We start from the raw sequence: 22,124 nt of genomic DNA on the forward strand, positions 1-22,124 counted from the left end.
GTCAAATCGTCGCCGCCGGCCCCCTCCCTGAAACGCCGAAAAATGCATCGCCACCGACGCTGCTGGAATTCAGGCCGGCATTTTTCAGTGTATCTACAGGAAACAATATGCATACAACATCAACTCCGGCGGCGCAGCAGCCGTCACTGGCGGTGCTGCTAGCCAGCAGCTTCGCCTTCATCATCGTCCAGCTGGACGTCACCATCGTCAACGTGGCGCTGCCCAAGATGGGTGCGGATCTGGGCGCCGGGGTCAGCGCCCTGCAGTGGGTGATCGATGCCTACACGTTGGGCTTCGCCACCTTCCTGCTGTCGGCCGGCGTGATGGGCGATAAATTCGGCTCCAAGCGGGTGTTCCTGAGCGGCTTCTCCCTGTTTACCCTGGCCTCCATTGCCTGCGCGCTGGCACCGTCGGCGATAGCGCTGAACGTGGCGCGGGCCGTGCAAGGGGTGGGCGCGGCGCTGCTCGTGCCCAGTTCGCTGGCCATCCTCAATTCCACTTATGCCCACGATAAAAACATGCTGGCCAAGGCAATCGGCTGGTGGACGGCAGCCGGCGGCGTGTCGATCGCGGCCGGCCCCGTGATCGGTGGCCTGCTGCTGTCGACGGCGGGCTGGCGCAGCATTTTCTGGGTCAATGTGCCGATCTGCGTGATCGGTTTCGCCTTGACGTATTACGTCGTGCCGCGCATGAGGAGCAAGGGACCGTCGCGCCATTTCGACCTGTCGGGCCAGCTGCTGTCGGTGCTCGCGCTAATCGGCTTTGTTGGCGCAGTGATCGAGGTGCACGCACTGGGCTTTTCCAGCCCGGTGGTGCAAGGCGGCTTTGTTCTGGCCCTCGTCGCTGGCGTCGCCTTCCTGATGGTCGAGCGCCGCGTGCGGGCGCCGATGTTGCCGCTGACACTGTTCCGCAGCACGCGTTTTTCGGGCGCCGTGCTGTTTGGCGTGCTCGCTAATTTCACTTATTACGGCGTGATTTTCGTGCTCAGTTTCTACCTGCAAAAAGTGCGCGGATATACGGTGATGGAGACCGGCCTGACCTTTCTGCCACTGACCGGGACGGCCTTCTTTTCTAACATTGCCGTTGGCCGGCTATCGGCGCGCCTCGGACTGCGCGCGCTCATGGTGGGGGGCGGCCTGATCGGTTGCTCCGGCTACGCACTGCTCGGCATCTTCGGCATCTCGGACCATGCGACCTTCCTCGACATGCTGCCGGGCCTGGCGCTGGTCCCGATCGGCATGGGCTTCGCGGTGCCGGCCATGACCACGTCGATCTTGTCCAGCGTCGAACGGCACCAGGCGGGGACGGCGTCGGCCGTGTTGAACACGGCGCGCCAGGTGGGCGGCGCGACCGGGGTTGCCATCTTCGGCGCCATCGTGGCGAGCGGCACCGGCGCAGCCGTCATGGGCGGCGTGCGGAGCGCATTGCTGATCTCGGCCGCGCTGTTGCTGGTGGCGGTTGCCATTGCGTTCTGGAGCCGCGCCGGCACGACGGCACCGGTGTTAGTGCCGCGCCAGACTTGTCCCTGACGATGACCTGCCGGGCGCCTTACTCGCCCGGTAAGGCCAGTGACTCCCGCCACGCGCCCTGCCACTCGCGTAAAAAAGGCTGCGTGGCGAACGCGGGCAGACAACGTTTTCAATTGCAGACGCCTCCCGCTTTGGGCTGCTATTTGCCTTTCTCGAGAGGCAGTAATCGGCCAGAAGCAGCCGGTCGCAACTTGCAGAATTGCGGGGGCGAAGGCTTGGCATTGGGCTGTAGCGAGAGGTGGCCGGTAAGACCGGAGAAGCTTCGCGAAAGAGATGTGAGGGCAGTAATATCGAGGGATAGACTACGATTAAACCGTAACAGCCTAAACCGTGGTCTGCCTCTGGTTGTCATTAGAAGTGTTAATCATAGATCAGCGGTCTTCACCAACGAACCAGAGACTTTCACATGATAGCGATGAATCGAATACTTCACCCCGCCACAGCCCTAGCGCTCGTGACGATCTTCAGCTTCCTGAGCGGACCGGCGCAAGCCGGCTTAGAGGAAGGCGTTACGGCCTATCAAGCCGGTGACTTGCCGCTGGCATTTAAGGAATTTAGCACCGTTGCGGACACAGGCAACGCCGATGGCCAGTTCAATGTGGCTCTAATGTACGAGCAGGGCATCGGGGTTGCCAAGGACGAAACACAAGCAATTAGTTGGTATGAAAAATCTGCGCAGCAAGGCAACTCCAACGCGCAATACAATCTCGGTGTGCTGTATGAAAACGGTCGCGGCACTGCCGTGGACTTTGCGCAGGCCAATCAGTGGTATCGCAAGGCAGCAGCGCAAGGCGATGCGCTCGCCGTCGGTAATCTGGGCATGCTCTATATGCGCGGCGATGGCGTGAAGGTGGACAAAAATCTCGGCCTAGCTCTGCTTATACAGTCGGCAACCATGGACAACTCGCCCACAAACAAAGCCAAAAGTAACATTGCAGCGACCAGGGGTTTAACCACCAACATGATCACAACAGCCCAGACACTTTCGGATGAGCTAGGCCAAGCCAAGAATCTGCTGATACCGCTGGATCAATACTTGAAAACCACGACGACTACCGCTGGCGGCGAATCGCAATAGGCTGAAACGCGTCCTCCGGAATACAGGGGGCGCAGGTAGCAAATTACCGCCCGCCAATAAGGGGCAGACCACGGTTTTGCGAAATGTCGATTTAAACGTGAATCGCCCCTAGTTTTGTAATCACTACCTAATCTCATTACGGCCGTACCACCGGCCGCTTTTGGCCGATTTCTGCTTGTCACGACCGGCAGGAAACGGCCAGAAGCGGACATCCCCGCTGACGACGAATCTCGCTTAGCTCTTCTCAATGCCAAATCAAACACCTAAACGCAGCAAGTCCAGCAAAATCCTGAACGCAGGCTTTGGCTGCCTGCGGCTTGGATAGTAGAGGTGATAGCCGGTCACCGTAGGACACCAATCGTCTAATACACGTACCAGACGGCCCTCCAAGATGTGCCGTTCAACGATGTCTTCGGGGAGATGAGCAAGTCCGACGCCGGCAAGCGCAAAGTCCAGCATTAGAGGGATCGTATTGCAAACCATGTGACCCTCCGCTCGAACCCTGACCTCCCGCCCCTTCTTTGCAAACGGCCAGGACCAGATCCCTCCGGATGTAGGCAGACGCAAGTTAATTCCGATATGGGCTGTCAGATCATGAGGCGTTACGGGTTTGGTCCTCCGCTCGAAGTATGAGGGCGATCCGACCACGGCCTGCCGAAAGTCAGGACCTATCCGAACCCCGATCATGTCCTTGGCCACCTGCTCGCCTAAACGAATCCCGGCGTCGTACCGTTGCTCGACGAAATGGACGCTAGCACCAGGTTCGATCCAAAGACTGATTTCCGAGGAACATTCCCACGCATGTTCCCTGAAAACATGACAGCGAACATGCCGGTCGTGGATATCCTGAGAAATGTGGCCACAGCAAAAGGCGGGACGCCTGCACAAGTCGCGATTGCCTGGTTACTCGCTCAGAAGTCCTGGATCGTGCCAATCCCCGGCACACGCAGAGTCGATCACCTTACGGAAAACCTTGGCGCACTGAATATTCAGCTGAAAAGCGACGACCTGTTGGCCATGGAGCAGCAGTTCTCCAAATTGACGGTGCATGGCGAGCGCATGTCTGAGATGCACATGCACCAGATCGACCGCAACTGACCGACGGACACTAGTCTCGAAGGTCCGGTTGCTAGACGCTTGGGAAATAAGGCAATCAACTGTCGGCTATGGGTCGGCTGCAGCACTTGCCAAGTGGCAATGGCCGTGCCCCTCTTCTCTCGCCCCCTGCCGCGCCCCCTTCACGCTCACACCTGATCCATAGCCTCGACCACTCCCATATCCTCACCCAAAAACCCGCCACTTTGATGCTGCCACAGCCGCGCATAGACGCCGTTCTTCCCAAGCAATTCGGTGTGAGTCCCCTGTTCGATGATGCGTCCGTCATCCATGACGATGAGCCGGTCCATGGCCGCAATCGTGGACAGCCGATGGGCGATGGCGATCACGGTCTTGCCCTGCATCATTTCATCAAGGCTTTCCTGAATGGCCACTTCGACTTCCGAGTCCAGCGCGCTGGTGGCCTCGTCAAGCAGCAGGATCGGGGCGTTCTTGAGCATCACCCGGGCAATCGCGACGCGTTGGCGCTGGCCGCCCGACAGCTTGATGCCGCGCTCACCCACAAGGGTGTCGTAGCCAGTGTGGCCTTGCCAGTCGCTCAATTGGCTGATGAACTCATCGGCCTGGGCATTGGCCGCGGCGTTGCGGATTTGCGCGTCGGTCGCATCGGGACGGCCGTAGGCGATGTTGTCGCGAATGGAACGGTGCAACAGGGAGGTGTCCTGCGTGACCATGCCGATGGAGCTGCGCAGGCTGTCTTGTGTCACGTGTGCGATGTTTTGGCCATCGATGCGAATCTCCCCGCTGTCGACGTCATAGAAGCGCAGCAGCAAGTTGATAAGCGTGGATTTGCCGGCGCCAGAGCGGCCAACCAGGCCGATTTTTTCGCCCGGGCGGATGCTCAGGCTCAGGCCATCGAGCACCTGACGTTCGCCGTTGTAGTTGAAGCTCACCTTATCGAAGGTTACCGCGCCACCGGAGGTCACCAGCACGCCGGCGTCCGGCGTATCCTTCACCTTTGGGCCACGGGTAAAGGTTGCCATGCCATCCTGCACGGTGCCGATGCTCTCGAACAGCGAGGTCATTTGCCACATGATCCAGTGCGACATGCCATTGATACGCAGCGCCATGGCGGTGATTGCCGCCACGGCACCTGCGCCGACCTCACCCTGGTGCCATAGCCACAGCGCATAGCCACCGGCGGCCATGATCAACGCCACCACCAACGCCTGGTTGACGATCTCGAACTGGCTGACCAGGCGCATCTGGCGAAAGCCGGTTTGCTTGAAATCCTCCATCGCGGCACGCGCGAAATGCGCTTCACGATTGGAGTGGGAGAACAGCTTCACCGTCGTGATGTTGGTGTAAGCGTCCGAGATACGCCCAGTCATCATCGACCGCGCATTGGCCTGCTCCTGCCCGACTTTCCCCAGGCGGGGCACGAAGTACAGCATGGCCAGCCCGAACAACGCGACCCAGGCAACGAAAGGCAGCATCAGTTTCAGAGCGAAGCCACCGGCCAGTGCAATGATTGCTATGAAATACACCCCGATCCCGGGTGCGATCTCGATCAGGGTGAACAGCACGTCGCGCACGGCTAGCGCCGTCTGCATCACCTTGGTAGTGACCCGGCCGGAAAACTCATCGGAAAAAAACGAAAGACTTTGCCGCAGCATCAGTCGATGGAAGTCCCAGCGCAGCCGCAACGGCAAGTTAATTGCCAATATCTGGTGTTGCACCATGGTGCGCAACGCCACCAGCCCGACACTGCCCACCATGACGATGCCCATGCCCCATAACACGCGACTTTCCTGCGCCGCCGCTTCACCGCCTGCCTGCCAGGTCGAGAGCAGGTCCACGACCTGCCCGAGGAAGGAAAACAGCCAGGCTTCGTAAATCGACACAGCGGCACTGAGCAGCGCAAGCGCAAGGATGTAACCGCGGGCGCCCCGTGTGCAGGCCCACAGGAAGCGAGTCAGGCCGTTGGGTGGCGGAGGTACCTCGTCAGGAGGAAAAGGGTCGAGCCTTCGTTCAAAAGCACGAAGCATGGTGTTCTCCAAAACGGTCAAGTTGAGGGGATTCTGCCATTGAACGCTAGCGTTGAGGGTTTTGCGATTGCCCGCTTGACTGAGCGAGCGCGCTGGCAGCCTCATTCGGTTTGGTGAAACCCTGCACTGTTCAGTAATCCGCCGATTAGTCGATAATCAAAATACCCCTTAGCTATCGGCATGCCCAAATGGATCAGGTTCTTTCTCTTCTCTCCGATACCATTCCTAAAGCCAAAACCCTGGAGCAGCTAACGCGTCCCTTGCTGACCCTGCTCAGCCGGATAACCGGTATGGAGTCGACCTACCTGACGACCATCAATACCGACGAGGGTGTCCAGCGTGTCGAGTTCGCACGCAACGTCGGTGACATGGTGATTCCTGAAGGGCTGGTCGTGCCTTGGACAGATACGCTGTGCAAGCGGGCGCTGGACGAGAATCGCATGTACTCGGATAACGTTGCCGAAGTTTGGGGGGACTCGGAGGCCGCCGCGGCCTTGGGCATCAGAACCTACGTGAGCGCGCCCATCAGATCCCAGGATGGTCAACTGCTGGGGACGGTCTGTGCCGCCAGCTCGGATCAGGTGACCCGCTCTCCTGAAGTGGAACCCTTGCTGATGCTGCTGTCAGGGTTGCTGGGATATTCCCTTGAACGTGGGCTGCTTGTTGAGCAACTCCAGACTGCCAACGCCGAGTTGACCAAGCTGGCCCTGACAGACCCACTCACCGGCCTGTCCAACCGGCGTGCCATTCTTAACGATGCCGCGCACCTGTTCGCCCTGGCCCAGCGGGAGAACAAGTACATACTCATGGGTGTCATCGATCTGGATGGGTTCAAGCTCATCAACGATACCCGCGGTCACCTGGTAGGAGACCAATTGCTGCGCAGTGTGGCCGCCCAATTGCAGCATGGCCTTAGAACCAGCGACATCATCGGGCGTACTGGCGGTGATGAGTTCATCGTGATCGCCTTGGGCACACCTTCCGAACACTCGGACCTGGCGCAGGACATGCGACATGCAGCCGAACTGCTTCAGGATCGTCTGTCCAAAGCGACGATTGGACGATATGAGCTGGGCCACGGTCTTGGTGATATACATTATACCGGCGCGAGTGTCGGGGTAGTGGCAGTGATACCGGGCAGCATGACTGTGGACGAGGCCACAAAGCTGGCAGACCGCGAGATGTATAAGGTGAAACAGCAGCGGAACCGTCAACGGTTGTAGGAAAGTCGACGGTCTACAATGGGTCGTTTTCTGCCCCTCATGACAGGCAAGAATCGGCCAAAAGCAGTCAATCAACGTCTACGAATTTAGGGTCAATTCAAATCAATCCCGAAGCTGGAACACGAGGGAGGGAGCCCTGCGTCCGTCATAGCCAAAGAGCTCATGACATGGAGCGCGATAGCCCCAATTGCCCAGCTAAACCGCAGCGCCTGGCTCAGGGGCAAAGATGCCGCTCATGTTCGGGGTCGTTGCATACACCTGTCTCGTCAGCCAGTCACTGAAGGCCTTCACCACCGGGCGCTCGGCCTTGAGCGGATCGGCCACGAGGTAGTAACCGCGATTGGAGTGGATGGACAGTTCAAAAGGCCGCACCAGTAACCCTCGCGTCAGCGCATCACCGGCAAGCAGATTGTCGCCGATCGACACGCCTTGAGCGGCAATGCACGCGGAAATCGCACAGTGGGCATCGGCGAACAATACGCCGGTGGTGACGTCGATGTCTGTGGCACCGACCGCACCCAGCCAGGTCCGCCAGTCCGAATAATCATTCATGTGCAGTAGCGGGTAGGCCTCTAGGTCTTGCGGAGTTTTCAGGCCAGGGCTGGAGTTGACAAGGCGCGGGCTGCACACCGGAAAGTAGTGCAGACCGACCACCTGGCGCGTCACTTGATTGGGCCACTCACCAACGCCATAGGCGATGAACACATCGGCGCTGGTGTCACTGGTGTCCTCGGTGGTCCGAGGCGAAATGATCTTCAGGCGCACCTTGGGGAACTGCTTGAGGAAAGAGCCGATGTGCAGGCACAGCCAATAGGTGGAGAACCCCGGGTTGCAGCTGACACAAAGGCGCCCGGTGAACTGGTCGTCATCAGAGCGACGTCCGGCCTCTTGCATGCTGGCGAGGATCTTGTGCACTTCCCGGGCGTAGCGCTCGCCTTCGTAGGTCAGCTTGACACCACGCCCGGTGCGCTCGGTAAGCAGATAACCAAGGCCTTCCTCCAGGGTGTTGATCCGGTGGCTGATAGCGCTGCGGGTCAGGTTCAACTCCACGGCCGCTGCGGTAACGCTACCCAGACGCGACAAGGCATCGAAGGCTCGTAACGCAGTCATTGAGGGAAATCGCATGGTACAGCTCCTGTTCTTCTCTGGCGTCTACAAGCACCTGGATGCCGGGCAATAGGTAAAACTATTTACTCAATAACCGCCAGTTTTTTTCGATTGTTGTTTGTTTCTCTTCACCAATAATAAGGCGAAACGGGACGTCAACTTGATCGTCCCGAACCCTAAAAACAAAAAAGCCGAGGAGGCCGCAATGTTGCAGCACAAGCAATTTGTCCTGGACTGGATCGACAGTAACCGTCAGAAATTATCCGATTGGCACCAGAAAATCTGGCACTTCGCCGAGCCGGCTTTTCGCGAGTACAAATCCTGCGCCTGGTACGTCGAGTTGCTGCGCAATGAAGGCTTCACCGTGGAAGAAGGGAGCGGCGGTATGCCCACCGCGTTCTGCGCCACCTTCACCCGGGGCGAAGGACCGATCCTCGCCACCTACGCCGAATACGACGCAGTCCCTGGCAACTGCCAGGCCGCCGCCACGAAAAAGATGCCCCGCGATGGCCTTTCAAAGTTCGCCCCGGGTCACACCGACCCCCACTCGGCACTGGGCATCAGCGCTCTGGGCGGCGCCCTGGCAGCCAAGGCAGCGATGCTCGAATTCGGCATCCAGGGCACTATCAAGTTCTTCGGCGAACCGGCGGAAAAACTCCGTGCGTCGAAACCGGTGCACGCCGCCAAGGGTTACTACGATGACATAGACGCCGCCATCAGTTTCCACCCCACCTACATGCTGCCGCTGAACAACACCACGACCTGGGATACCCACTGCGGTATCGCCTACGCCTACATCTACACCTTCACCTGCGAAGAGCCGCAGAACTGGATCGCCGCCGACAAGTACAGCCCGATTCCGCAGAATCATCTCGCCGCTCGGGCTCCGGGAGCCAACGACGCACTGGTGCATTTCTACAACCTGAACGAGAGCCTGCGCCGTTCAACGCTGCCGTTCACCGGGCTCTGGAGTTTCAACGAGGCCATTCTCACTGCCGGCCAGGCCACCGCTGACAACCTGCCACCACATGTTGCACAGATCCAGTACCTGCTGCGTTGCGATTCCATCGAACAAGCCGAAACCATTTCCCAGGTCATGGACAACAACGCCACCGCCGTGGCCATGGCCACCGGCTGCCAGTGGAAGAAAACCTGGGTCTGCAAATCCCGCGGCGGTCTCCCTAACCACATCATGGCCCAGGCCACCTACGACAACCTCGCCGCTATCGGTGCACCAAGCTGGGACGACGAAGCCATCGCCATCGCCCAGGAAATCCAGACCAATCTCAACCTGCAACCCATGACCAAACCCTTTCTGCCGGCGACAGAGGCACTGATGGAGCCCCGCGAGTGCGAGCGGCAGATGCGCCTGCAGATGCCCGCGTGGCAGAAGTACCTGACCTCCGATGACTACCCCGAATACACCTGGCACTGCCCAACTGCACGCTTGTATGTGGCGCGTCCGATGCTCAGCGCACCGGCCGGCTTTACCTACCCGGACTGGGTCTCCAACGCCCTAGGCGGCATCCGCCAGACCATCGACCCGATGATCAACGTGGCTGCGAAAACCATCGGCGCGACCTTGGTGGACCTGTTTACCCAACCTGACCTGCTGCATGCCGCCCGGCGCGAATTCAACGAACGTACCGGCGGCGGGATCGGTGGCACGCAGTGGCAGGCGCCGCTGTTGCCCGAAGACTTCCAGGTCCCGCACCGCTTCCGCTGGCCGGAATACATCAGCACCGTGCGCGGTGAGGAATGGTGGATTCCGGCCCGCGACGACGAGTAATCACCAGCGGTACTGAGCGCTTCATCCCACAATAATAAACCCTGAGCGGCGCCTGCGGGCGCTGCCGACACTGGAGCTCTTCCTCATGTTTGCCAAATCTTCCGGTATCACCCGCGTGGCCCTGTTCACCGTGTCATTGTTGTGCATCGGTCAGAGCCAGGCGGACGTCATCGCCACTCCTGGCGTGCTGAAAATCGGCATGGAAATTACATATCCGCCGTTCGAGTCGTACGACGCCAATAAAAACGTGGTGGGCTCCGACCCTGAGCTCGCCACAGCCCTGGCCAAGCACATGAATGCCAAAGTGGAATTCGTCGACACCAAATTCCCAAGCCTGATCCTCGGCCTCAACTCCGGGAAGTACGACGCGATCATTTCCGGCATGTACATCACCCCTGAGCGCCAGACCCAGGCCCAGACCATCGCCTACGCCAACACGGGCGCTGCGGTCATGGTGCCCGCGGGGAGCAAAATCAACGCAAAGAAGCCTGAAGACCTTTGTGGCCTGAAACTTGGCCTGGAACAAGGCACCACCTGGGTTGCCGACTTCAAGAAACTCTCCGATTCCTACTGTGTGCCTAACGGCAAAGGTGCTATCTCCGTCAGCGAATTCCCATCAGCCCCAGAGGTGACCCAGGCGCTCCTGTCTAAGAACGTCGACGCCCAGGTTGAAATTGCCGGTGCCGCAAAAATGATCGCTGAAAAGACCAATGGTCGCGTTGTGGTCACTACTGATACGCCGATCTATCAGCAGACCCTCGGTATCTTCGTCAAAAAAGGCAGCGATGAGACCTTCACCGCTGTGCAGAACGCCTTCGAGGAATCCAAGAAGAGTGGTGAATACGCAGCTATTTTGAAAAAATACGACCTGGTAGAACCCACCGCCAAATAAGAATCTGTCCCTATAGATTGGTTGTCTGCCCTCCTCGCCCGGGGGCGGCAGAGTGAGGTGCCTAAATGCAATTCGAATGGTCGTACTTTTTCTCCCTGTTCTCCCTGCCGGACTTCTGGAAAGCCTGCATAACGGTGATCGAGCTCAGCGCCCTGGCGTGGTTCATCGGCATGCTGCTGGGCTTTCTGCTGGCCTCGGCCAAGTTGTCCCAGTCGCCCTTGCTGCGCATTCCTGCGGCAGTGTACATCTGGTTCTTTCGCAGCATCCCGTTACTGGTGCTGGTGGTGTTCGTCTACAACCTGCCGCAAATGTTTCCGGGAGGCGGCCCGATTCTTTCCAACCCCTTTTACTCCGGCTTACTGGCCCTGGTAGCCACCGAGGCGGCGTACATGGCGGAGATCCATCGCGGCGGCTTGATTTCGGTTGCCAAGGGTCAGCGCGAAGCCGGCCGCGCCCTGGGTATCGGCCTGTTCGGTTTACAGCGATTGATCGTGATCCCTCAGGCCTTCCGAATCTCGCTACCCACACTAATCAATGAATACATCACCGTGGTCAAGCTCACCTCGCTGGTGTCGGTGATCTCCCTGACCGAAATCCTCACTGTCGGTCAACGCCTCTACGCGACCAACTTCCTGGTCATGGAAACCCTCGCAGCCGTGGCGGTTTACTACGTGTTGATCGTCACCGTGTTCGGCTGGTTCCTGCAGCGCCTGGAGCGTCACCTGGACTTGAACTTCCGCAAGCCGCAAACCCTTGGCGATGCTGCTGTGGCCAAGCTCAAGGCTAGCGCCGAAGCCTTGCCCGACAGCGCCCGCAAGCCGGCCAACGCCGGCACGGTGTCGATCCTGCAGCTCAAGAACATCCAGAAAAGCTACGGCACGCACAAGGTGCTGCAGGGTATCGACCTGAATGTCGAGTATGGCCAGGTGGTCTCGATTATTGGACCGTCAGGTTCGGGCAAGACGTCATTGATCCGTACCGTCAATGGCCTGGAAAGCATCGACAATGGCGAGATCCTGCTGTTCGGCGAGAAGTTCATCAGCCCCACGGACAAACCCAACAGCGTACTGCTGCGTCGGGGCGTCCGCCAAATCGGCATGGTGTTCCAAAACTTCAACCTGTTCCCTCATCGCACCATTCTCGACAACGTCACTCTCGCGCCGCGCTACCACGGCATTGCCACAGAGTTGAGCGAACACCGCGCCTATGCGCTACTGGACAAGGTCGGCCTGCTGGCCCATGCCCACAAGTATCCGCACCAGCTTTCCGGCGGTCAGCAGCAGCGCGTGGCCATCGCCCGGGCCTTGGCAATGGAACCGCAGATCATGTTGTTCGACGAGCCGACCTCGGCACTGGACCCGGAACTGGTCAACGACGTGTTGAACGTGATCCGCGACCTGGCCAAGGAAGGTATGACCATGCTGATCGTGACCCATGAAATGGACTTTGCCATGGGCATCTCCGACCGGGTGATTTTCATGGAGAATGGCAATGTCCAACTGGATGCGACTCCCGAAGCCATACGGCGAGAGGTTACTGGGGAGCGAGTGCGCAGGTTTATGGGGATCACCCCCGAACTGCACCGTGAACACGCGACGGTGAACGGCTGATCTGACTCGATTTCGGTCGGTCGTGACAGGCAGAAAACGGCTGTAGATTCAACCGGTCGATGCAACAGCGCCTCGATCTTACGCGTCGACCACAGAATTGAATCGCCCCGGTGTCAGGATAGTTATCGTGCCTGCACCTTTTGCGTAATAGCGTAAATCCCCAATGAGGCTATAACTTTGTGGTTTGCAGTTCTTTTCCGTCGACCTGCCTCAAGGATAATTCTTTGCACTTGCTCAAATACGCTTTCCGGGGATTGTCGTTCACGACGGTTCTGCTATTTGCCCAGAGTGCTTGCGCGCAGCCCCCCGGCCTTGCCACTGATGCCAAGGGTTATGCGTCCGCCGAAAGCTGCATCGGCTGCCATGCCGAGCAGGCCGCCGCCTGGAAAAACTCTGACCACGATTGGGCCATGCGTTCAGCAACCAAGACCAGTGTGCTGGGTGATTTCAAGGATGCGCACTTCAAGGATGGTAAGGTCGAAGCCAGGTTCTTTCGTAAGGGTAAGAAATTTTTCGTCAACACCGAAGGCTCTGACGGTAAACCTGCTGATTTCGAAATCCTCTACACTTTCGGCTACAAACCCTTGCAGCAGTACTTGGTGGCATTCCCCGGTGGTCGCCTGCAAAGCCTGACCATCGCCTGGGACACGCGAACCAAGGACGAGGGCGGACAACGCTGGTTTTCCCTTTACCCAGGGCAGCATTTCGCACCCACCGATCCCTTGCACTGGACCGGCCGCTACCAGAACTGGAACGCCATGTGCGCCGATTGCCATTCGAGCAATCTACTCAAGGGCTACGACGACAAAACCGATACTTTTGCCACCACTTGGCATGAGCAGAATGTCGGCTGCCAGGCCTGTCATGGCCCCGGTCAGGCTCATGTTGACTGGGCTGCCAAGGAGAAGCCTGCGCAGGTCAGTTACAATTCGCCCGCCGAAATCGGCCTGATCGTCGATTACAAGGCCTTGGGTAGCAAGGGACTGGGGGATCAGTGCGCTTACTGCCACAGTCGTCGACAGAGCTTGAATGTGGGGCAGCAACCGGGCAAGCCATTACTCGACAGCGTATTGCCAGCGACCCTGGCCCCTGGCATGTACCATGCCGACGGGCAAATGCAGGGTGAGGTCTATGTCTATGGTTCTTTCACCCAAAGCAAGATGTTTGCTGCAGGCGTGACCTGTACCGACTGCCATGATCCGCATACCACCAAAGTCAAAATCCAGGGCAATGGCCTTTGCCAGCAATGCCACAACCCCCATCCACCCACCCGCTTTCCCAGCCTGCAGGCGAAGAACTACGACAGCCCCGAGCACCATCACCATGCGGCTGGCTCTCAGGGGGCACAGTGCGTCAATTGCCATATGCCGGCCCAGACTTATATGGTGATCGACCCGCGACACGATCACAGTTTCCGTCTGCCGCGTCCGGACCTGGATGCACAGACCGGGAGCCCCGATGCCTGCACCGCCTGCCATAAGGACAAGGAGCCAGCATGGGCGGCGAAAGTCATCGAGGGCTGGTTCGGGACTCCGCAACGGCCACAGCACTATGGCCAGGCCCTACATGCCGCTCGCACTGACCAGGTCGACTCGCTGCAACAATTAACGGCGCTGATCGGCGACCTGGGTAAGCCCGCCATCGTTCGCGCCACTGCCGCCGAGCAACTGGCGTCGATGGGTGACCCGGCGTTGCCAAGCCTGGCTCAGGCACTCAAAGACGATAGCTCTCTGGTACGGGCCTACGCGGCATCCGGTTTCAGTGGGCAAACACCCGTACAGCGGGTCAAGTATCTGTTGCCATTGCTGCACGACGAAAATCGCGCCGTCCGTGATCAGGCCTTGAATGCGCTGGTCGGGATCTCGGTGATTGCCTTGCCTGAAGTTGAGCGCGAACCCTTCAAAGCGGCGCAGGCGGACTATGAACAGCGCCTGCGCGGTAATGCCGACCTTCCGGGCAATCGCCTGAACCTGGCAGTATTGCTCGAGCGCGATGGGCGCCAGCAGGAAGCCTTGGAGCAGTATCACCAGGCCTTGAAGCTCGACCCGTACTTCGCCCCTGCGCGGGTGAACCTGGCGACGCTGGCAAGCTCGATGTTGCGCCAGGACGAGGCCGAGCAGGTTCTGCGCGACGGTGTCGCCTTGAAGGAGATGCCCGTGACCGATCACGGCAATATCGCCTACATGCTGGCGTTGCTGCTGGTTGAACGGAACAACGCCGACGAGGCGTTGCCGCTGTTTGAGACAGCGGCAACCGAGCTGCCGAAGAACCCGCGCATTCGCTACAACCAAAGTCTATTGCTACTGCAAATGCAACGCCGTGCAGAGGCACAGGCGGCACTGGAAGCGGGCTTGGCCCAGGCACCGGATGATGCAGACTTGCTCTATGCGATGGTGTACCTGCTTGGATCGGGCAATAAGCTACAAGAGGCATTCGAATACGTCCGTCGCCTGGAAGCAGTTGCACCACAGGATCAGCGCCTGCTCAATTTAAAGCGTCAACTTGGTATGCACTAGCGTGCTCAGCACCGTCAGGCAGCAGCCTCTACAGGGGACGGCCTGACGGTCGACATAGCCGTACTTTTCGTTCCTGGAATGCTGGTCAGGTCAGACGCATAACTGGGAGTCGATAGGACTGCTGAACCCAGATCGGGAGCAGCAGATCGAAAAAACAGCACCGTTTGATGACGCGACGACTACCTTGAATGTAGCCGTCTGTCGGTCATAGGCTCATTTGGGACGTGGTTTTATTGACATCAGACTACGCTGCACACGGGGGAACTTCGGCATATTCGGGAGAGTTCCAATGAAGAGGTCAACAGCGCTTGCGGTGAGCTCCGCATCAGGGGCATCGAAATCAGGATCCCTGGTACTGGGGATATTGGCATGTATGTTGTCAGCCATAATGGTGGCGCCGGCCATGGCCGAGCAAACCACCGGTGCGCCGGGTTCGCCCGAAGCGACCACCACGATTGATGGCAAGTACCTGCCGCCACCACCTCCACCGTTCCAAGGCCAGATAAACCTGAATGCCATGCAGTCGAAGCCGGCGTGGCCAGCGCGCGTGGTGCCACCGAAGGGTGCACCGAATATCCTGGTCATCATGACCGATGATGTCGGCTTCGGCGCGCCATCGACCTTCGGAGGCCTCATCCCGACGCCGACTATGGACCGCATTGCCCAAAACGGCCTTCGCTACACGAACTTCCATACGACTTCGCTGTGCTCCCCGACGCGAGCAGCGTTGCTCACCGGGCGCAACCACCACTCTGTTGGCTTCGGTGTAATCTCCGAAGTTGCAACCGGCTTTCCAGGCTACGACAGCATCATGGGGCCTGAAAGCGCAACCATAGGCAAAGTCCTCCAAGAGAACGGCTACCGCACCTCGTGGTACGGCAAGAACCACAATACTCCCGCTTTCGAGACCAGCCAGGCCGGGCCGTTCAACCAATGGCCGACCGGCATGGGTTTCGATTACTTTTACGGATTCAACGCCGGTGACAGCTCTCAGTGGGAGCCGATGCTCACCCGTAACACCACGCCGATCACGCCCTTCGACGGGCATCCGGGATGGAATCTCATTACGGCCATGGCCGACGAAGCCATCAACTGGATGAGTCAGATCAACGACGTCGACCCGTCGATCCCATTCATGATCTATTACGCGCCGGGGGGCACGCACTCGCCGCACCATCCGACGCCGGAGTGGATTGAAAAAATCAGCGCCTTGCACCTCTTTGACAAAGGCTACCAGTCCGTGCGGGAGCAGATATTTGCCAATCAGAAAAAGCTTGGGGTTATCCCGGCGGATGCCCAGCTGACACCTTGGCCAAAGGACTTGCTCAAGGAGTGGGACCAATACACTCCCGAAGAAAAGAAATTGCTGATTAAAGAGGCAGATGTCTACGGCGCCTACCTCGCCTACACCGACCATGAGATCGGTCGCGTGGTCCAGGCCGTGGAAGACATGGGCAAGCTTGACAACACGATCATCGTTTACATCAGCGGCGACAATGGTGCTTCGGCTGAAGGCTCGCCAATGGGTACCTGGAACGAGCTTCTTCCATTCAACGGTGTCAATCCGACCGCGGCCGAGCAGATGCCCATGTACGACGCCTGGGGCAGCAAACTGACTTATCCGCACTACTCCATTGGTTGGGCCTGGACTTTCGACACGCCGTACAAGTGGACCAAGCAGATCGCATCCTACTTCGGCGGCACCAAGAACGGCATGGCGATTTCGTGGCCCGGTCATATCAAGGACGTTGGCGGTATCCGCTGGCAGTTCCACCACGTCATCGACATTATGCCAACACTATTGGAAGCCGCCGGCATTACCGCACCCGTCCAGGTTGACGGTATCGCACAGAAGCCGCTTGAGGGTGTGAGCATGGCCTACACGTTCGACGCCAACGCCGGCGGGCGCGATGCCAAGTCGCATCACACCATCCAGTATTTCGAGATGCTGGGTACTCAGGGTCTGTACAACGATGGCTGGATGCTGAGCGCGGTGCCACTTCGCGCACCGTGGGACCTTACCGGGGCAGCGATCACCGATCCCGCGACAGCGTTCAAATTCGAGCTCTACGACCTCAGTAAAGACTGGACACAATACACAGATGTCTCCGCACAGAATCAAGTGAAGGTTCAGGAAATGAAGGATCTGATGTTTGGTGAGTTTGCCAAATATCAAGTACTGCCACTCGATGCCTCGGCGGCAACGCGGTTCGTATCGCCCCGCCCCAGCCTTGCGGCGGGCAGAACGGTCTTCAACTATTCGGGCGCTACTGTCACCAATATCCCGGCAGGGAACATGCCAAGCCTGCTCAACAGCTCCTACACCATCACAGCAGAGGTTGATATACCCAAGGCAGGTACCGACGGCATGATCGTGAACGAAGGCGGGCGGTTTTGGGGCTATGCGCTCTATCTGGTGAAAGGAGCTCCAACGTTCACCTATAACCTCCTCGGTCTCAAACGAACCAAATGGCAGGGGCCTGAACTTACACCGGGCAAACACACGGTCGTGTTCGACTTCAAGTATGACGGACTCGGCGCCGACACCTTGGCATACAACAACTTGAGCGGTATCGGTGGTGGCGGGACCGGGACGTTGAAGGTGGATGGCAAACCTGTATCAACCGAAAGGATCGAGCACACCCTTCCTCTCACCAAGCCTCTGGACACTGTATTCAACATCGGCGCGGCCTCCGGTACCCCCGTGAATGACCAGGACTACCAGATCCCGTTTACGTTCACCGGCACGATCAATAAGCTAACTATCGCGCTCGACCGGCCGAAGCTGTCGCCCGAGGACGTGAAGAAGCTGCAGGAATCTGAAGCGAGGGTGGAAGCCGACAAATAGCCTCGGGCGAGGGGCTGGATCGTTGCGAGATCCAACCTCTAATTTTACTGGCCTGCGCGGTAAGCCGCACAGGCCAGTGAATTCAAACATTGAAGGTCTGCACACAACATATTGTGTTGAAAAAGTCGACCCGGGTTGGTGCACCCTACTTTGAACGGTGAAACGCCATTTTTTGCACACTGCTACGTCAAATCTGAACCCTCTGCGTAAACACGGATTTCAATCTCAGACGCGCACTTTTCTGCCGTGGAAACCGAAGCCGACTTTTCCAACAGAATCGGCCAATGTCGGTCAGTCGTGACAGTCAGAAATCGGCCAGAAGCGGTCATCGAACGAGGCGTCGAAATGCTTGCGCTGCATCGAACACTCCAGTTCGCTGAATAACAACCAGCGCCAATCCTTGAAGCAGTGCGTGCATTGGCGCGTCCGCCACGTCCTTAATTGGTCGCCGCAGAATCGGCAATGTGCGACTTTTTGCGCGCAGTTCAGCTTCATCCTATGGCTGAAGTATTCTCCGACGATGCCAGGATCGACATCTTCCCGTCGAACCAATTCATCTACTACTGCCTGATTTCCTTTCCCACGAACGACTCCCATGGTGGCTAGCGTTTTAACGGACGGACAATAGTCGTCGCATCGATCACAACCGAGATAGCCATAGTCGAGGTCATGGAAATCATTGCCATTGGCAAAGTGGGTATCGTACCTTTTCGCTGCCGCGAGGGCCGGAAAGCCCCTCTGGATTGTTCGACCGATGGCGACTGGCCAGTCGTTTGGCACGGTTGACGCGGGCAAAAAAAATTTATGAAAATTCTACCCGCCAACCGGCGCCGAGCACGGATTGAATTGCTCCATGTACCTGAACTCGGTGATGTAGGGGATTTTTGTCCCTGGTACAGTCCCCGTCACGATCTTGTCCTTGTCACTCGTCCGCGCCGACTTGCCAGCCGCGCCGACCAACAGCGGCTGACCGTTTGCCAACAGGTAATCGATCATTTGAGCATGCATGCTGCCGTTCCATTTTCCTTGTGCATTGAGTGGGAGAAGCACCACGGCATATTCCTGCGTGAACATATTGACCGGCTCTGGCGTTCCACGAGAAGTCGCAGTTTGACCGCACTGGACATCCCTGGTCCTCACGATCAGGTCGGTGCGGTAATGACCAAAATCATAGAGGGCAAGAACGAGCCCTTTTCGGGTCAGCACCCCGAGTCCGATTTTTGCGTGGCACAACGCCTCATCACCGTACCTCAGCGCACAAAAGTTGGTCTCGGAAATATTGATGATGTCATTGGCATTGACGTCAAGCTCCCGCTCTATCTGAGCCCTGGCTTCGGGAGTTTGGTACGGGATGGCGCAGGCGGCCAAAGTGCAGCTGGAGAGTAGGCAGAGCAAAGGCAAGGCACGCATGATAACTCCCGACAGTTTAGGACGGGAATGTTAACAAAGTGATGGCATAAAGCCACTCACTGAGGTCCGGCTGTGCTGTCGTATCTGCCGCCGCACCTCGCTAACTCACACAGGCTATTTACCGCGTTGTCGAAAAGTGGCAAATCCACTGGTTCGTAGTGCAGCAGTCAACCAGCGCACTATCTGCCCAAGCTCTTCGATGGCCATACGCATTGCTGAGCACTGGATCAGTTCTTTGGTCAAGGCGCCCGGCGCCCCGGGCGCCATCAGTTGCTCGAGGCTCTGCAAGTCCGTTCCAGGGTGTCCGGGTGTGCTGCCACGCGCGAGGGAGTCAGTGGGGGTGGCATCGCATCAAGGTCAGCGCAGCCTTTGGTAGCGGCTACAGCGCCACCACGCAATTACCTCTGGTCGACGCCAACTGTTTTAAAACGCACCGGCTCATCTGATATTTTCTTCAGGCAGCAATCGGCCGAGGCTGTGTAAAAACGTTTTAGAGCAGGATTTACGGTCAGAACCAGAACAAAAATCGCGTTCCTACGCAAACTTCAGGTCAGCTGAATAACCAAGCACTGGCAGATTTTACGTAGCAACGCAGACTTCAAAACGGCGCCCGCGTTTTTACATACTCTGGGCCAAGAGCAGACTGTGGACAGGTAACCACCGCTGCATCGCAGTCGACCTACTGGATTCTTGAGGAACGCTCATAATTGCAAGCGAAACGCCTTGGTTGATAGTCCTGTCCAGCGCTTGAAAGCCCGTGTGAAGTTGCTGGTATCGCTAAACCCAAGCAGAAAGGCAATTTCTGTCACCGACCGTGAAGGCCGGCGAAGATAATTGCAGGCTAGCTCTTTACGGGTGTCATCCAGTAACTGCTGAAAGTGTATGCCCCGCTTCGACAGCTTGAGCTGCAGATTGGTCGAACTCATGCATAGCGCACTCGCCACCTTATCTCGGGAACAATCACCTTCGGCCAGCAGTTCGATGATCTTCTGTATCACCCCCGTGATCACATCGCTTTTGTCCAGGCGCGCCAGATAACTAATGACAATATCGTCATGAACCTGCGCCAGCTCTGGATTAGATCCGTCCAGACGTTGCAACAGACTAGCCTTGTCGAGAACCAGCAGACTCGTCGTATTTGAGAAACTCACGGGAGCGCGAAACACTGCCTCATAGGGTGCGGCGCCCTCAAGTGGCATTGGTCGACAAAGCTCGAGTCGGATCGGATTGAACTCAGGCTTGTAAAGCATGCGCATGATCCTTATCAGAAAAGCGAAAAAGGCGTCTTCGGTTTCACCACCGACCTCATACGGATACTCCAGGCGCATCAAGACCTCGTCATCGGCCAAGGTCACGCTGATCCTGGCCACATGGGAGACCAGTCGAAAATAGCGCTCCAAACGCCGGCAGAAATCCATCAACGTACTGCTGGCTCCCAGTGCATAACCCAGTGCATGGAAATGGTTGAGCAAAATGAATCTGGCGACCGTCAAACCGAAATACGGATTGTTGGTGGCGTTTACGCAAGCCCGGAATAGCCGCGCCAACGTGGTCGTCGGTAGACGATTCAGAGGGGCGATGGCCAAATCCGAAGGAATTCCAATGGACTGAAAAAACCGCGCACTGTCGATCCCACTGGCTTCTAATGCCTGGGCGATCGGCAGCGCGTAGCTAGCAATGGTGGTGGGTTGGTGCGCGCTTTCAAGCAAAGACGTTTGCGCGCCGACCGCCTGCATTGTGGTTTTCATTCTGCCCCCCTCCCTGTGTGCACGATAAACGCGTCTGCATACCCACCCGTAAGATCAAGCCTTCTGCTTGAACGCAGGCCCCTCATCGAAGTTCGATCTGGAGCCTGCTTTCCTATCGGCGATAGCACTATCTGCCAACACTTTACATCCAGCGACGTGCCTGCGCCTTCAGGGAATCAGCGGCAAAAGCGACGATTCCGGGATAGACGACAAATATCGGCTACACAGCGCCACGTGAACCCTTGTAGCAATCACCAAGGTGTCCCGCGCAGACCATCAATTGCGCTGTAATGACCGGTTTTTTGCGAGGAAACGTTAAACACTGACTCCCAGCCAATGAAGATCGGCGACATCACGGATGAACCGGTTCTAGCGCGATCGGTGGCCCGCCGGCTCACAACAACAATGAATTTTATTGAGCAAATACAGTGAACACCCCCATTTTGATCGAACAGGCGGATCGCATACTGACTATCCGTTTCAATCGCCCTGAAAAGAAGAACGCGCTGACCACGTCTATGTACGCGACGTTGGCCGACGCCATCCTGCAGGGGCAGGAAGACGATGAAGTGCGGGTGATCCTGTTGGCCGGTCAGACCGACTGCTTTACCAGCGGCAACGACTTGTCCGATGCTCCCGATGGCTTGGATGGTGCACTTGGACGTTTCATCGACGCGATCATGCACTGCACCAAACCTGTGATTGCGGCGCCATGTGGCATGGCTGTCGGCATCGGTTTGACCCTGCTGATGTATTGCGATCTGGTCTACTGCGGCGAACAGACGATGCTGCGCACGCCCTTCGTCAGTCTCGGCGTTTGCCCGGAGCTGGGTTCTTCTTATGTCTTGCCACAGATGATGGGACACCAGCGTGCTTGTGCCCTGCTGCTGACAGGTGACGCAATCAATGCCGCACAGGCGCGTGAATACGGGCTGGTCAATGAAGTATTGCCAAATGCCCAAGTCGAAGAATTTGCGCGAAGCAAAGCCAGGGCTATTGCAGCACAAGCACCTCATGCCGTGCGGACGACAAAAATGTTGATGCGCCGATGGAACCTCGAGTTGGCCAATCAAGCGAACAAGCTGGAAATGGACCATCTGATGTCAATGGTTGATGGCGCGGAAGTCAAAGAAGCGATCACGGCTTTCATTCAGAAACGCCAGCCGGACTTCTCTCACTTTAATTGACCGAATCGTGACGCTAAGGCGTGGCATCAATCATTTCCCGGCATAAACCTTAGAAATTCCGATGCACACAAATGCGGTGCACA

Annotated in this window: 16 protein-coding genes; 10 read left to right on the forward strand and 6 right to left on the reverse strand. The window is 57.7% G+C overall.

All coding sequences use genetic code 11. The annotated features are described in order from the left end of the window. The first annotated feature begins 107 nt into the window (after window positions 1-107). Together AC1MDT_RS10370 and AC1MDT_RS10375 are read left to right on the forward strand one after the other, a co-directional pair. Window positions 108-1,529: an MFS transporter gene (locus AC1MDT_RS10370; RefSeq protein ID WP_480421930.1), complete on the forward strand. Its 1,422-nt coding sequence runs from the start codon at window positions 108-110 to the stop codon at window positions 1,527-1,529. A gap of 406 nt (window positions 1,530-1,935) precedes the next feature. Continuing rightward, window positions 1,936-2,607, forward strand: coding sequence for a tetratricopeptide repeat protein (locus tag AC1MDT_RS10375; RefSeq protein WP_480421931.1), 672 nt, complete (start codon window positions 1,936-1,938; stop codon window positions 2,605-2,607). 255 nt (window positions 2,608-2,862) lie between these two features. On the opposite strand, the gene AC1MDT_RS10380 is transcribed toward AC1MDT_RS10375, so the two are convergent. Then, the gene (locus tag AC1MDT_RS10380) at window positions 2,863-3,462 is read right to left on the reverse strand and encodes a LysR substrate-binding domain-containing protein (protein WP_480422748.1); all 600 of its coding nucleotides are present in this window, start codon (window positions 3,460-3,462) and stop codon (window positions 2,863-2,865) included. Here AC1MDT_RS10380 and AC1MDT_RS10385 point away from each other — a divergent pair. Next, entirely contained in the window at window positions 3,352-3,705 is a 354-nt protein-coding gene (locus tag AC1MDT_RS10385; protein WP_480421932.1) for an aldo/keto reductase, read from the forward strand. The genes AC1MDT_RS10380 and AC1MDT_RS10385 overlap by 111 nt on opposite strands. A gap of 146 nt (window positions 3,706-3,851) precedes the next feature. On the opposite strand, the gene AC1MDT_RS10390 is transcribed toward AC1MDT_RS10385, so the two are convergent. After that, on the reverse strand, window positions 3,852-5,711 hold the full coding sequence (locus AC1MDT_RS10390) for an ABC transporter ATP-binding protein (protein ID WP_480421933.1): 1,860 nt from the start codon (window positions 5,709-5,711) through the stop codon (window positions 3,852-3,854). Between the two features lie 188 nt (window positions 5,712-5,899). On the opposite strand from AC1MDT_RS10390, the gene AC1MDT_RS10395 reads away from it, so the two are divergent. Further along, a complete protein-coding gene (locus AC1MDT_RS10395; protein WP_480421934.1) occupies window positions 5,900-6,934 on the forward strand; it encodes a sensor domain-containing diguanylate cyclase in 1,035 nt (344 codons plus the stop codon). Between the two features lie 195 nt (window positions 6,935-7,129). Here the strand turns inward: AC1MDT_RS10395 and AC1MDT_RS10400 are convergent, their stop codons facing one another. Beyond that, window positions 7,130-8,059, reverse strand: a complete 930-nt coding sequence (locus tag AC1MDT_RS10400) for a LysR substrate-binding domain-containing protein (RefSeq protein WP_480421935.1) — start codon at window positions 8,057-8,059, stop codon at window positions 7,130-7,132. Between the two features lie 187 nt (window positions 8,060-8,246). On the opposite strand from AC1MDT_RS10400, the gene AC1MDT_RS10405 reads away from it, so the two are divergent. From AC1MDT_RS10405 to AC1MDT_RS10425, 5 genes are all read left to right on the forward strand, one after another. Then, entirely contained in the window at window positions 8,247-9,830 is a 1,584-nt protein-coding gene (locus tag AC1MDT_RS10405; RefSeq protein ID WP_480421936.1) for a zinc-binding metallopeptidase family protein, read from the forward strand. Window positions 9,831-9,915: 85 nt separating this feature from the next. Next, complete coding sequence (locus AC1MDT_RS10410) at window positions 9,916-10,722, forward strand: ABC transporter substrate-binding protein (protein ID WP_480421937.1); 807 nt, start codon at window positions 9,916-9,918, stop codon at window positions 10,720-10,722. Window positions 10,723-10,787: 65 nt separating this feature from the next. Further along, a complete protein-coding gene (locus AC1MDT_RS10415) occupies window positions 10,788-12,332 on the forward strand; it encodes an amino acid ABC transporter permease/ATP-binding protein (protein WP_480421939.1) in 1,545 nt (514 codons plus the stop codon). A 224-nt stretch (window positions 12,333-12,556) separates the two neighbouring features. Next, on the forward strand, window positions 12,557-14,848 hold the full coding sequence (locus tag AC1MDT_RS10420) for a tetratricopeptide repeat protein (RefSeq protein WP_480421940.1): 2,292 nt from the start codon (window positions 12,557-12,559) through the stop codon (window positions 14,846-14,848). A 403-nt stretch (window positions 14,849-15,251) separates the two neighbouring features. Then, window positions 15,252-17,696, forward strand: coding sequence for an arylsulfatase (locus AC1MDT_RS10425; protein ID WP_480421941.1), 2,445 nt, complete (start codon window positions 15,252-15,254; stop codon window positions 17,694-17,696). Between the two features lie 291 nt (window positions 17,697-17,987). On the opposite strand, the gene AC1MDT_RS10430 is transcribed toward AC1MDT_RS10425, so the two are convergent. The 3 genes from AC1MDT_RS10430 to AC1MDT_RS10440 all read right to left on the reverse strand — a co-directional run bounded on the left by AC1MDT_RS10430 (window position 17,988) and on the right by AC1MDT_RS10440 (window position 20,854). Beyond that, complete coding sequence (locus AC1MDT_RS10430; RefSeq protein WP_480421942.1) at window positions 17,988-18,476, reverse strand: hypothetical protein; 489 nt, start codon at window positions 18,474-18,476, stop codon at window positions 17,988-17,990. 33 nt (window positions 18,477-18,509) lie between these two features. Next, window positions 18,510-19,106, reverse strand: a complete 597-nt coding sequence (locus AC1MDT_RS10435; RefSeq protein WP_480421943.1) for a hypothetical protein — start codon at window positions 19,104-19,106, stop codon at window positions 18,510-18,512. A 701-nt stretch (window positions 19,107-19,807) separates the two neighbouring features. Continuing rightward, window positions 19,808-20,854 (reverse strand): AraC family transcriptional regulator, encoded by a 1,047-nt coding sequence (locus AC1MDT_RS10440; protein WP_480421944.1) that lies wholly within the window; start codon window positions 20,852-20,854, stop codon window positions 19,808-19,810. Between the two features lie 428 nt (window positions 20,855-21,282). Between AC1MDT_RS10440 and AC1MDT_RS10445 the strand changes: the two genes are divergently transcribed. Next, window positions 21,283-22,041 carry an enoyl-CoA hydratase gene (locus AC1MDT_RS10445; protein WP_480421945.1) on the forward strand — a complete coding sequence of 253 codons (759 nt, stop codon included), beginning with the start codon at window positions 21,283-21,285 and terminating at the stop codon, window positions 22,039-22,041. Window positions 22,042-22,124: the final 83 nt, after the last annotated feature.

Source organism: Pseudomonas sp. ASL7 (assembly GCF_056680375.1).

What these genes read in the sequence shown, in the direction of transcription:
- AC1MDT_RS10370 (WP_480421930.1), top strand. Translation starts at nt 108, where the DNA reads ATGCATACAACATCAACTCCGGCGGCGCAGCAGCCGTCACTGGCGGTG.
- AC1MDT_RS10375 (WP_480421931.1), top strand. Translation starts at nt 1,936, where the DNA reads ATGATAGCGATGAATCGAATACTTCACCCCGCCACAGCCCTAGCGCTC.
- AC1MDT_RS10385 (WP_480421932.1), top strand. Translation starts at nt 3,352, where the DNA reads ATGGACGCTAGCACCAGGTTCGATCCAAAGACTGATTTCCGAGGAACA.
- AC1MDT_RS10390 (WP_480421933.1), bottom strand. Translation starts at nt 5,711, where the DNA reads ATGCTTCGTGCTTTTGAACGAAGGCTCGACCCTTTTCCTCCTGACGAG.
- AC1MDT_RS10395 (WP_480421934.1), top strand. Translation starts at nt 5,900, where the DNA reads ATGGATCAGGTTCTTTCTCTTCTCTCCGATACCATTCCTAAAGCCAAA.
- AC1MDT_RS10400 (WP_480421935.1), bottom strand. Translation starts at nt 8,059, where the DNA reads ATGCGATTTCCCTCAATGACTGCGTTACGAGCCTTCGATGCCTTGTCG.
- AC1MDT_RS10405 (WP_480421936.1), top strand. Translation starts at nt 8,247, where the DNA reads ATGTTGCAGCACAAGCAATTTGTCCTGGACTGGATCGACAGTAACCGT.
- AC1MDT_RS10410 (WP_480421937.1), top strand. Translation starts at nt 9,916, where the DNA reads ATGTTTGCCAAATCTTCCGGTATCACCCGCGTGGCCCTGTTCACCGTG.
- AC1MDT_RS10415 (WP_480421939.1), top strand. Translation starts at nt 10,788, where the DNA reads ATGCAATTCGAATGGTCGTACTTTTTCTCCCTGTTCTCCCTGCCGGAC.
- AC1MDT_RS10425 (WP_480421941.1), top strand. Translation starts at nt 15,252, where the DNA reads ATGGCCGAGCAAACCACCGGTGCGCCGGGTTCGCCCGAAGCGACCACC.
- AC1MDT_RS10435 (WP_480421943.1), bottom strand. Translation starts at nt 19,106, where the DNA reads ATGCGTGCCTTGCCTTTGCTCTGCCTACTCTCCAGCTGCACTTTGGCC.
- AC1MDT_RS10440 (WP_480421944.1), bottom strand. Translation starts at nt 20,854, where the DNA reads ATGAAAACCACAATGCAGGCGGTCGGCGCGCAAACGTCTTTGCTTGAA.